Raw genomic sequence first — 11,224 nt, forward strand, 5'->3', positions numbered from 1 at the left:
TCTTCAGCGGTGATACCGGTCCCGCAGTTGCGGGTCCGATTCCCACCACAGCGTGGGCGCGTCGGCTTCGCGGGCGTCCTCTGCCGCGTCCACCTCGGCGGCGCGCGTGCGCTCATGGGAGCCCAGCGCCCGCATCAACACCATGATGAAGGGAATGCCCAGCACATCGCCCAGAATCCACAGCACCCCCGCGCCCAGGGTCTGGTCGTCGCGCAGGCTGGGTCCCCAATCCCGTTGCAGCGCAGAGTAATAGTCGTAGGCGACCAGCGGCCCCAGCCACAGCACCAGGCCGAGGATGCCGTCGCCCAGACCCTCGGCCACGCTGATGCAGATCGACAGGAGGGGCGAGTAACGCCGTGGAACGGGGTCTGACTGCAAACGCGCGTAGAAGTAGCAGAAACCTATGGCGGACAACGCGATGCTGGTCAGATCCGCGATCACCGGGTTGACCAGCGAAGCGACGTACCACGGAGTCAGGTAGAGCAGCCACGGCGTCGCCAGCATCAGCACCGACGTCACCGGCGGCGACAGCACCACCCGGGCCGCCCGCGAACCGAGCACCGCGTCGATCCGCGCGCGGGCATTCTGGCTCGAGGCCTCACGCAGTGCGGTCACCGGCCGGCCCGACACCAGCAGGAACGGCACCACGTACAGCAACAACAGCACCTGCAGGGCCCGCACCCAGAACAAGACGAGGGCGTACTGCGCAACGGCGCCCTGCGTGGCGAGCAGCCAGCACACCATCCCGGCACCGAAGCACCAGGCCTGGCGCTGCCCGACACCGGTAGCGCCTCGCGCGCGCCGATGGCACAGGTAGTAGCCCGCGCCGACGACGAGGATCAGCAGCAAGGCCACCCCAGACACAGCGCGAACGTACGCCCCGAACCTGGCAGCATTCCGCCAGGCCATTGTGCTGGCGTTGTGAGGGCTGCAGTCCGAGCCTCAGGGCGTGAACGCTTTGTCGTTGTCGGGATTCCAGCACCGCTGGTTCTTCCTGTGCGCACTGGTCGCGGTCGGAATGCTGGCGCTCTACGTCTACCGGCTACGGGCGAAAGGCACCCCGGTGCTCCGGTTCGCCAACATGCATGTGCTGGCCGCGGTGGCACCTCGACGGATCCGCCGGCTGCGGCACGCGCCGGCGGCATTGCTGCTGATCTCGCTGCTGCTGCTGACCGTCGCGTTGGCAGACCCGACCCGCGACCACCTGATACCGCGTAATCGCGCGGTGGTCATGCTGGTCATCGACGTCTCGGAATCGATGGCCGCCACCGATGTCGCCCCCAGCCGGCTGACGGCCGCCAAGGAGGCGGGAAAGAAGTTCGTCGACGGACTCAACCCGAGCGTCAACCTCGGATTGGTCGCATTCGCCGGTACCGCAACGTTGTTGGTGCCACCGACGACCAAGCGAGCGCCGATGAAGGCCGCGATCGACAAACTCGAGGCGGCCGAGCGCACCGCGACCGGGGAGGGCATCTACACCGCACTGCAGGCGATCGCGACAGTCAGCGGAGTGATCGGAGGCGGTGACGGCCCACCGCCCGCGCGGATCGTGCTGGAGTCCGACGGCAAGGAAACCGTGCCGCTGGACCCCGAGCAGCCACGTGGCGCGTTCGCCGCCGCCCGCGCCGCCCAGGCCCAGGGCGTCCCGATCTCGGCCATCTCCTTCGGCACACCTGACGGCTTCGTCAACCTCAACGACCAGGAAATCGCAGTGCCCGTTGACGATCAGACGTTGCAGGAGATCAGCAAGCTCTCCGGCGACGGCCGGGTGTTCCACGCCGACACGGTCGGCTCCCTGGAGGAGGTGTACGGCACGCTGCAACAGCAGATCGGCTTCCAGCTCGTCCCGGCCGATGCCAGCGCCGGGTGGATCATTCTCGCCACACTGACGCTGGCCGCCGCGGCCATGGCCGGACTCCTGCTCAATCGGCGATTGCCGGGCTGATCCAGGTCAGACCAGGGCCGCGCTGGCCCGCGCGATCGCCAACTCCTCATTGGTCGGCACCACCAGCACGGTCACCCGCGAGTCCGGTGTCGAGATACGTCGAGCCTCGCGAGACCGGGTCGCGTTGAGTTCCTCGTCGACCTCGATCCCCAGCCCGGTCAGCCCGGCCAGCGCGTCGCGGCGTACCCCGGCGTCGTTCTCGCCCACCCCGGCGGTGAAGCTGATGACATCGGTCCGGCCCAGCACCGCCAGGTAGGCGCCGACGTACTTGCGCAGCCGGTGGATGTAGACGTCGTACGCCAATCGCGCGTTCTCATCACCGGATTCGATCCGGGCGTGCAATTTGCGGAAGTCGTTCTCACCGCCGAGACCGAGCACCCCCGACCGGCGGTTGAGCATCGTGTCGACGTCCTCGACACCCATGCCGGCCGCGCGGCACAGGTACATGATGATGCCCGGATCGACGTCGCCGCTGCGGGTGCCCATCACCAGGCCCTCCATCGGCGTCAGGCCCATCGAGGTGTCCACGGGCCGTCCGCCGGCGATGGCCGACGCCGACGCACCGTTACCCAGATGCAGGACAATCTGATTCAGCGACTCGTAGGGCCGGTCGAGCAAGACGGCGGCCTGCTGGCTGACGTACTGGTGCGAGGTGCCGTGGAAGCCGTACCGGCGGATGCCCCAGCGCTCGGCCACGTCGCGGTCGATGGCGTAGGTCGCCGCGGCCGCGGGCAGGTTGTGGAAGAAGGCGGTGTCGAAGACCGCGACGTGGGGCAGATCGGGAAGCAGCTTGCGGGCCACCTCGATACCGAGGACGGCCGGCGGATTGTGCAGCGGGGCCAGCGGCGACAGCTCTTCGAGCTTGGCGATCAGGTCATCGTCGATCAGGGTGGGCTGGTAGAAGGTCTTGCCGCCGTGCACGACCCGGTGCCCCACTGCCACCAGGCCCAGGGTGTCCAGGTGCAGACCCTGACCGGCCAGTTCGTCGAACGCGGCCCGCAGTGCGGCGTCATGATCGGGCACCTGCGCCGAGCCGATCTGCTCGATGATGCCGTCGGCCAGAAACTCTCCTGAATCCGGTTTGACCACCGCGTATTTCAGCGAGGACGAACCGGAGTTGACGACCAGAACCGTGGAATCATCTGCTCCTCGCGTGCGGGTCATGAGTCGCCCTGCGCCTGAATCGCCGTGATCGCCACGGTGTTGACGATGTCCTCCACCAGCGCTCCTCGGGACAGATCGTTGACCGGCTTGTTCAAGCCCTGCAGCACCGGGCCGATCGCGATGGCCCCTGCACTGCGTTGCACGGCCTTGTAGGTGTTGTTGCCGGTGTTGAGGTCCGGGAAGATCAGCACCGTCGCCCGGCCCGCCACCGGCGAATCGGGCATCTTGGTCAGCGCGACCGATGGCTCCACTGCTGCGTCGTACTGGATCGGGCCCTCGACCAGCAGATCGGGATCGCGTTGGCGCACCAGTTCGGTTGCCGCCCTGACCTTGTCGACATCGGCACCGGTGCCCGAGGTGCCCGTCGAATACGACAGCATGGCCACCCGCGGATCGATGCCGAACTGCGCCGCGGTGCGCGCCGAGGAGATCGCGATGTCGGCGAGTTGCTCGGACGTCGGATCGGGCACGATCGCGCAGTCACCGTAGGCCAGCACCCGGTCGGCCAGGCACATCAGGAAGATGCTGGACACCGTCGAGATTCCCGGCGCGGTACGGATGATCTCGAAGGCGGGACGCACGGTGTGCGCGGTGGTGTGCGCGGCGCCCGACACCATGCCGTCGACCATCTCGTTGTGCACCAGCATCGTGCCGAAGTAGGAGACGTCGTGGATGATCTCGCGGGCCTGCTCGACCGTCACGCCTTTCTTGCGGCGCAGTTCGGCGTACTGCTCGGCGAACTGGTCGCACAACTGGCTGGTACGCGGATCGAGGACGACGGCTGCGTCGAGGTTCACCCCGAGTTCTGCTGCCCGGGAACGGATCTGGCTTTCCTCACCGAGGATGGTCAGCTCGGCCACCTCGTGCTGCAACAGCCTGCCCGCGGCCCTGAGGATGCGGTCGTCAGTGCCCTCGGGCAAGACGATGCGCTTGCGGTCGGAGCGGGCCTGGTCGAGCAGTTGGTAGGTGAACATCTGCGGCGTGGTGACCGCGGGGATCGGGATGCTCAGCTGCGCCAGCAGATCATTGACGTCGACGTGCTTGTCCATCAGCGCCAGCGCGGTGTCGATCTTGCGCTGCGATTTCGCGGTGACCCGGCCGCGGGCGCCGGCGACCCGGCTTGCGGTCTCGAAGGTTCCGTACTCGGTGGCCACGATGGGCAACCGCAGCCCCAGCCCGTCGACCAACGAGGCGATCGCAGGGTGCAGTTCGAGCCCGCCGTTGAGGATGATGCAGGACAGTGACGGAAATCCTTCTGCGGCATGGGCACTCACCACGGCCAGGACCACGTCGGACCGATCACCCGGGGTCACCACCGCGATGCCCTCGGTCAGACGCTCCAGCACATGCTCGGCGGTCATGCCGGCCACCAGCACACCCATCGCCTCACGGGACAGCAGCTCCGGGTCCCCGGCGATCACCGTGCCGTCGACCGCCACCTTCAGTTCGGCCACCGACGGCGCCACCAGCAACGGCTCCTCGGGAAGCACATAGGCGGGCGGGCCGAGCGGTTTGAGGGCCTCGGCCACCGCGGTCAGCTGCGCGGGGTCACACCGGTTGGCGACGACTGCCGCGGCGTGCGCATGCTGGTGGTTCAGCTCGGCCAGACACACCTCGACCACATGAGCCACCTCGTCGGGCGTGCGGTCGGCGGCCTTGACCGCGAGCACCACGGGGGCGCCGAGGTTGACCGCGATGCGCGCGTTCATGCTCAGCTCGCTGGGCGTGGCGACATCGGTGTAGTCGCTGCCGACGATCAGCACCGCGTCGCACTGCTCGGCCACGCGGTGGAACCGGTCGACGATGTCGGCGATCGCGACGTCGGGATCCTCGTGTACCTGCTGGTAGCTGACCCCGACACACTCGTCGTAACTCAGCCCCGCCGTGGTACCGGCCAGCAGCAGTTCGAGGATGTAGTCGCGGTCCTCGCCCAGACGAGTGATCGGGCGGAAGACCCCCACCCTAGGCACGGTCGCAGCAAGTCGGTGGAGAATGCCGAGCGCAATCGTCGACTTGCCGGTGTCACCTTCAGGCGACGCGATATAGATCGCCGTAGCGACAACTGCCTCTGGCACTGATACAGCTTCCCTCATCAGGGTTTGGACAGCCAGATGCTCTGCTTTTGCTCAGCGCAGCTCCCGCAGCGCATCGGCGAATTCGGTGCAGAACCAGTCCACATCCGACAGAGAGAATACCAGCGGGGGTCTCACCTTCAGCACACTGCCCTCCGCTCCGCAAACCGAGATGAGCACCTTGCGGTCCCGCATCGCGTTGACCAGATCGTGCGCCGCGGCCCGGTCGGGGCCTGAGCTCTCGCGGTCGGTGACCATCTCGACGCCGACGTAGAGACCTGCCCCGCGAACATCCCCGATACGCGGATTGTCGACGGCCACCCGGGCGAGCTCGTCGCGCAGCGCGGTGCCCACCTTGGCCGCATTGGCCATCAGCTGCTCGTCCTCGATGACGTCGAGCACCGCGCTTGCCGCCGCCATCGATACCGGGTTGCCACCGAACGTGTTGAAGTACGGCACCTCCCGAGCGAACGCCTCGAGCACCTCACCGCGGGCGGCCATCGCCGCCACCGGCAACCCGTTGGCCATCGGCTTGCCCATGGTGACCAGGTCGGGCACGACGCCGTGGCGGGTGAAGCCCCACATCGCCTCCCCGGTGCGGCCGAAGCCGGGTTGCACCTCGTCGGCGAGGAACACACCGCCGGCCGCACGTACCGCCGCCACCGCGGGCGCCAGCACCGAGGGGTCGGGGTAGATGCCGTCGGAGGAGAAGAAGGTGTCCACGATCAGGCAGCTCAGGCCGTGGCCGGCCGCCTTGAGATCGACGATCGCGGCCTCCACGTCGGCCAGGAACCGGCCCGCCACATCGTCTCCCGAGCGGTAACTGTCCGGAGCGGCCACGGTACGCACATGCGGACCGATGGTGGTCGCCCCACCGATCGACGGTGAAATCGCCGTCACCGCTTCGGTATTGCCGTGGTAGGCGTCCCGGGTGACGATCACACCGCGCGCCCCGGTGTACATCTGGGCCACCCGCAGGGCCAGGTCATTGGCCTCCGAGCCGGTGCAGGCATACATCACCTGGTCGACTTCCCCTGGGAGCGTGGCCAACAGCCGCTGCGAGTAGTCCACGATGCCGTCGTGCAGATACCGGGTGTGGGTGTTGAGTGTCTCGGCCTGGCGGGTGATGGCGGCCACCACGCGTGGGTGGCAATGGCCGACGCTGACGACGTTGTTGTAGGCGTCGAGGTAGCGCCCGCCGTCCGCGTCGAAAAGGTGACTGCCGCTGCCCCGGACCAGGTGTACCGGCCGTTCGTAGAACAGCCGGTACGCCGGGCCCAGCAGGTGCGCGCGGGCCTCGATCAGCCTTTCGGTGTCGGGATCGGTCGCCAGACCCCCCGAATAGCTGTTGGAGTCCATGATGTTCGAGAACCCCATGGCACTTCCTTTCGCCACCCGCACGCCCCGCTACCGTTCGTGCGCTTCCTCCAACACTGTGCGCCCGAGATCGGAATAGCGTTGCGGATCCTTGAATTTCAAGAACAGCGCCCACAGCACACCACCGATTCCGGCGATGCCGACAACATACGGGATCGACGTGAAGATCCAGTCCGAAGCGGCTGAACCCGCAGCAAACGACGCGTTCTTGGCGAGCAGGTAGATGACGTAGAGCATGCCGACCCCGCCCAGCAGCGGAGCCAGGAACGTGGTGAACCAGTTCGAGGTCTCCGGATGCCGCTTCTGCACGTGGAAGAACGAGATCACCGAGAACGCCGCCAGGGCCTGCACGATCATGATGGCCGTGGTGCCCAGCAACGCCATCAGGCCGTAGAGACCGGTGTAGGGGTCGCGGCCGGTGATGTCGAAGAACAGCACCACCACGGTGGCGAAACCGGTCTGCACGAATCCGGCGATGTGCGGCGAGCCGTGCACCGGATGGGTGGCGCCGATGGTCTTGCGCATGCCCGGGATGACGTTCTCCCGGCCGATGGCGTAGAGGTAGCGCGCGGCGCAGTTGTGGAACGCCATCCCGCACGCGAACGAGCCCGTCATCAACAGGATCTTGAACAGGTCGACAGCCCACTGACCCAGATGCTCGTGCACCGGGGTGAAGAAGATGTCGCCCGCGGTGGTCGAATCCTGGGCCAGCGCAATCGCATTCTGCGGTCCGGTACCGACGATCGCCAGCCACGAGACGATGACGTAGAACGCGCCGATGCCGACGACCGAACAGATCACCGCGATCGGGATGATCTTCTTGGGGTTTCGGGACTCTTCGCCGTACATGGCGCTGGACTCGAAGCCCACCCACGACCAGAACGCGAAGAACAAGCCGACGCCGGCCGATCCGGCGACGGTGATCATGCTGCCGTCCACACCGGCCACCTCACCGGAGAGGCTCTGGAAACCGTTGAGCGGGTTGAGCGATCCCAGCGACCAGCCCTGCGGACCGCCGCCGGTGAACACCACCGACAGCGCCATCATGGCCAGCATGATGATCTCGGTGATCAGGAAGACCCCGAGCACCTTGGCCGCCAGGTTGATGTCGAAGTAGGTCAGCACGGCGTTCACGGCCAGCATCACCACGGCGAACAGGACCCACGGCACGTCGATGTTGAAGAACGATTTGAACAGATCGTTCCCGAAGAACGAGAAGATGCCGATCAGCGACGCCTCGAACACCATGTAGGCCAGCGCGGTGAGGAATCCCGCTCCAAGGCCGACGACGCGGCCCAGGCCGTGCGAGATGTATCCGTAGAAGGCGCCGGTGGCGGTGATGTGCTTGCTCATGGCGGCATAGCCGATGGCGAACAGCGTCAGCACGATGGTGGCGACGAAGTATCCGGCGGGCGCATAGGCGCCGTTGCCGAAGCCGACCGCGATCGGCACGTTGCCGACCATGGCCGTGATGGGAGCGGCCGTGGCGACCGCCATGAACAGCACGCCGACCAGTCCCACGGCGTTGGGTTTGAGTCGTTGGATGGAGGCACCGGACGGGGCCGGCGGATCGATGATCTCGCTCATTGCGGGTCCTAACTGAAGGACGGTTTTCGGACCACTATTTGGTCTGATTGTTCGGCGTCGACGACAGCATTGTGGTGCGACGCAGCACATTGTTATCCCGCCCAGATCATTGGGCAACTCGAAAATTGTTGCGGGTCAAGCCCTTTGTTGCCGTCATGTTTCGAACCTGGGAGTCGTGCAACAGCCAGGTTAATCGGCTGTTTTTGGTCTGCTCTGCGGGCTCGATTTGGTTCACACTCGGGGCATGTCCCTGACACCGGGCGGCCCTGTAGCCGAGGACGTGCGCCGACGCATCCTGTCCATGCTGGCCCTGGGCACCCTGCGTCCCGGCTCTCGGCTGGGCACCGAGCGTGAGATGGCGGAGAGCTTCGCGGTGTCGCGATCCACGCTGCGCAGCGCACTACTGCCATTGAGCCAGGCAGGTGTGCTGGAACGCCGGACCGGGCGAAACGGTGGCACGTTCGTGCGGGCCGACGTCGTGGAACGCAACGCAGCCGAGCTGGCCGGGCTTCCCGCCCGGTTGCACAGCGGCGGTCACAGCAGCGCTACCCGGGTCCTGGCGACCGACCGCAGGCCGGCCACCCAGGTGGAGTCGCATGCGCTCGAAATCGCCGATGGCGCAGAGGTATTCACAATCCGCAGACTGCGCTACGCCGACGGTGTGCCGCTGTCGGTGGATCTGTCATGCTTCGTGGCCGAGCGCATGGAGGACCTTCTGGAACAACCGCTCGGCGGCTCGCTCTACGAGTTGGTGCGAGTGCGGTACGGTCTGGCGCCCGCTGTCACCACCGAGACCATCGAAGTGGTCAGCGCCAGCCCCCGCGAGGCCCAGTGGCTCGACATCGCCCACCGCAAGCCTCTGTTGGCGATCACGCGCATCACGCGCGACAGCAGCGGCGAGCCGTTCGAGTACGCGTGCGATCTGTTCCGCGCCGACCGGGTCCGGCTCACGGCGACGAGCCACGGCGCGGTCGGCGCGGTACAGCGATCGATCAGCAGCGCCTGATCAGCCCAGCTTGCGCAGCCGGGGCTCCAGGTCCTTCTTGAACAGGTCGAGGAACCGGCGCTGGTCGTGCCCGGGAGCGTGGAACACCAGGTGGTTCAGGCCCCACTTGACGTACTGGCCGACCTTCTCGACCGCCTCATCGGGATCCGACGCGACGATCCAGCGCTTGGCGACCTGCTCGATGGGCAGCGCGTCGGCGGCCTTCTCCATCTCGATCGGATCGTCGATCGAGTGCTTCTGCTCGGGCGTCAGCGACAGCGGCGCCCAGAACCGGGTGTTCTCCAGGGCCAGCTCGGGGTCGGGATCGTAGGAGATCTTGATCTCGATCATCCGGTCGATGTCGTCGGCATTGCGCCCGGCGGCCTCGGCCCCTTCCTTCACGGCGGGGATGAGCTTGTCCTTGTACAGCTCCTCCCCCTTGCCAGAGGTGCAGATGAAACCGTCGCCCGCGCGGCCCGCGTACTTGGCCACCACCGGGCCGCCCGCGGCGATGTACACCGGGATGCCACCCTCGGGCACGTCGTAGATCGAGGCGCCCTTGAGCTTGTAGTACTCACCGTCGAAATCGACGCGGTCGCCCACCCACAGCTCACGCATGAGCTTCACCGACTCGCGCAGCCGGGCGAAGCGCTCCTTGAACTCCGGCCACTCCCCGATGTAGCCGGTGGCGATCTCGTTGAGTGCCTCACCGGTGCCCACCCCGAGGAAGATCCGGCCCGGGTACAGGCAGCCCATGGTCGCGAACGCCTGCGCGATCACCGCCGGGTTGTACCGGAACGTCGGCGTGAGCACCGAGGTGCCCAGCACCAGCCGCTCGGTGCGCTCGCCCACCGCCGTCATCCAGGCCAGTGAGAACGGTGCGTGCCCGCCCTCGTGGCGCCAGGGCTGGAAATGGTCGCTGACCGTCGCGCTGTCCATTCCCGCCGCCTCGGCCAGCACTGCCAGCTCGACGAGTTCACGCGGGGCAAACTGCTCCGCCGATGCCTTGTATCCCAGTTTCAGTTCAGCCACGATCTCGTTTCTACTCCTATGCCTAAACTCGCGACATGGCAGCAGCCCTGACCGCGATCACCGAGCATGTGCACTTCGCGCAAACCGACTTGGTCAACTGGACCCTGGTGACCGACGGAAACCAGGTCATGCTGATCGACGCGGGGTTCCCGGGGCAGCGCGAGGACGTCATCGGCTCGGTCCGCGAGCTCGGGTTCACCGTCGACGACATCGCCGCCGTCCTCCTGACCCACGCCCACATCGACCATTTCGGGACTGCCATCTGGCTGGCGAAAACCCATGGCACACCGGTGTTTTGCCACGGCACCGAACTCGGTCACACCAAGCGTGAGTATCTCGAGCAGGCCGCGCCGGCGGACGTGGTCCGCAACATCTGGCAGCCTCGCTGGCTGAAGTGGGCGGCCACCATCACGGCCAAGGGCGGCATGAACCACGCCGGCATCCCGACCGCGCGGGCGCTGACCGACGACGACGACCTCCCGGGTGATCCGGTGCCGGTTCCCACCCCGGGCCACACCGGCGGGCACTGTTCCTTCATCGTCGACGGGGTTCTGGTCAGCGGCGACGCCCTGGTCACCGGACATCCGCTGCTGCGGCACACCGGCCCGACGCTGCTGCCCGCCCTGTTCAACCACGACGAGGAGGGCTGCCTGACCAGTCTGAAGACGCTGGCGGCAGTCGAAGCCGATGTGATGCTGCCCGGACACGGGCCGCTGTGGCGCGGATCGATCGCCGACGCCGCCTCCGCTGCAGCGGCCCGGCACGCCTAGTGCTGCAAGATGCGGTACCCGAGCAGGAAGAACCCGGTCAGGCACAGGCCGCAGGCCAGCACGATCGTCGGCATCAGGACCATCTGATCGAGCTCGTCGGGGTCGAACACCTCGTCGTCGTACACCGAACCGAACAGCACCCGGGCAAACTTGGTCTGACGGAATGCGTGCATCCGTCGTTGCGATTCCGCCGAGTCCGCCCGACGACCGATGAACAGCCGCAAGGCCACCCCGGTCGCGAACACCACCGCAGCCGCTACCAGCAGTAGCGATCCCACGATTACCTGCAGGC

Annotated in this window: 10 protein-coding genes; 3 read left to right on the top strand and 7 right to left on the bottom strand. The window is 66.8% G+C overall.

The genetic code is table 11. The annotated features are described in order from the left end of the window. Window positions 1–3: 3 nt before the first annotated feature. Window positions 4–909 carry a cytochrome c oxidase assembly protein gene (locus ACNQVK_RS33340; protein WP_418032983.1) on the bottom strand — a complete coding sequence of 302 codons (906 nt, stop codon included), beginning with the start codon at window positions 907–909 and terminating at the stop codon, window positions 4–6. Window positions 910–949: 40 nt separating this feature from the next. On the opposite strand from ACNQVK_RS33340, the gene ACNQVK_RS33345 reads away from it, so the two are divergent. Beyond that, complete coding sequence (locus ACNQVK_RS33345) at window positions 950–1,945, top strand: VWA domain-containing protein (RefSeq protein WP_418032985.1); 996 nt, start codon at window positions 950–952, stop codon at window positions 1,943–1,945. 6 nt (window positions 1,946–1,951) lie between these two features. On the opposite strand, the gene ACNQVK_RS33350 is transcribed toward ACNQVK_RS33345, so the two are convergent. Genes ACNQVK_RS33350 through ACNQVK_RS33365 form a run of 4 tightly spaced genes read right to left on the bottom strand, consistent with a single transcriptional unit; the run spans window position 1,952 to window position 8,145 of the window. After that, a complete protein-coding gene (locus ACNQVK_RS33350) occupies window positions 1,952–3,109 on the bottom strand; it encodes an acetate kinase (RefSeq protein ID WP_418032986.1) in 1,158 nt (385 codons plus the stop codon). Beyond that, complete coding sequence (gene pta, locus ACNQVK_RS33355) at window positions 3,106–5,202, bottom strand: phosphate acetyltransferase (RefSeq protein WP_418032988.1); 2,097 nt, start codon at window positions 5,200–5,202, stop codon at window positions 3,106–3,108. Before pta ends, ACNQVK_RS33350 begins: the two co-directional genes overlap by 4 nt. A gap of 33 nt (window positions 5,203–5,235) precedes the next feature. Next, window positions 5,236–6,558 carry an aspartate aminotransferase family protein gene (locus tag ACNQVK_RS33360; RefSeq protein WP_418032990.1) on the bottom strand — a complete coding sequence of 441 codons (1,323 nt, stop codon included), beginning with the start codon at window positions 6,556–6,558 and terminating at the stop codon, window positions 5,236–5,238. Window positions 6,559–6,588: 30 nt separating this feature from the next. Then, window positions 6,589–8,145: an APC family permease gene (locus tag ACNQVK_RS33365; RefSeq protein ID WP_211157289.1), complete on the bottom strand. Its 1,557-nt coding sequence runs from the start codon at window positions 8,143–8,145 to the stop codon at window positions 6,589–6,591. A gap of 244 nt (window positions 8,146–8,389) precedes the next feature. Between ACNQVK_RS33365 and ACNQVK_RS33370 the strand changes: the two genes are divergently transcribed. Further along, a complete protein-coding gene (locus tag ACNQVK_RS33370) occupies window positions 8,390–9,151 on the top strand; it encodes a GntR family transcriptional regulator (RefSeq protein ID WP_418032992.1) in 762 nt (253 codons plus the stop codon). Here the strand turns inward: ACNQVK_RS33370 and fgd are convergent, their stop codons facing one another. Next, window positions 9,152–10,162: a glucose-6-phosphate dehydrogenase (coenzyme-F420) gene (gene fgd / locus ACNQVK_RS33375; RefSeq protein ID WP_090424168.1), complete on the bottom strand. Its 1,011-nt coding sequence runs from the start codon at window positions 10,160–10,162 to the stop codon at window positions 9,152–9,154. Between the two features lie 35 nt (window positions 10,163–10,197). On the opposite strand from fgd, the gene ACNQVK_RS33380 reads away from it, so the two are divergent. Continuing rightward, on the top strand, window positions 10,198–10,932 hold the full coding sequence (locus ACNQVK_RS33380; RefSeq protein ID WP_418032994.1) for an MBL fold metallo-hydrolase: 735 nt from the start codon (window positions 10,198–10,200) through the stop codon (window positions 10,930–10,932). Here ACNQVK_RS33380 and ACNQVK_RS33385 read toward each other — a convergent pair. Beyond that, window positions 10,929–11,210 (bottom strand): hypothetical protein, encoded by a 282-nt coding sequence (locus ACNQVK_RS33385; protein WP_090424166.1) that lies wholly within the window; start codon window positions 11,208–11,210, stop codon window positions 10,929–10,931. The genes ACNQVK_RS33380 and ACNQVK_RS33385 overlap by 4 nt on opposite strands. Window positions 11,211–11,224: the final 14 nt, after the last annotated feature.

It is taken from the genome of Mycobacterium sp. 134 (assembly GCF_048282715.1).
In the GTDB taxonomy this organism is placed as follows: domain Bacteria; phylum Actinomycetota; class Actinomycetes; order Mycobacteriales; family Mycobacteriaceae; genus Mycobacterium; species Mycobacterium septicum.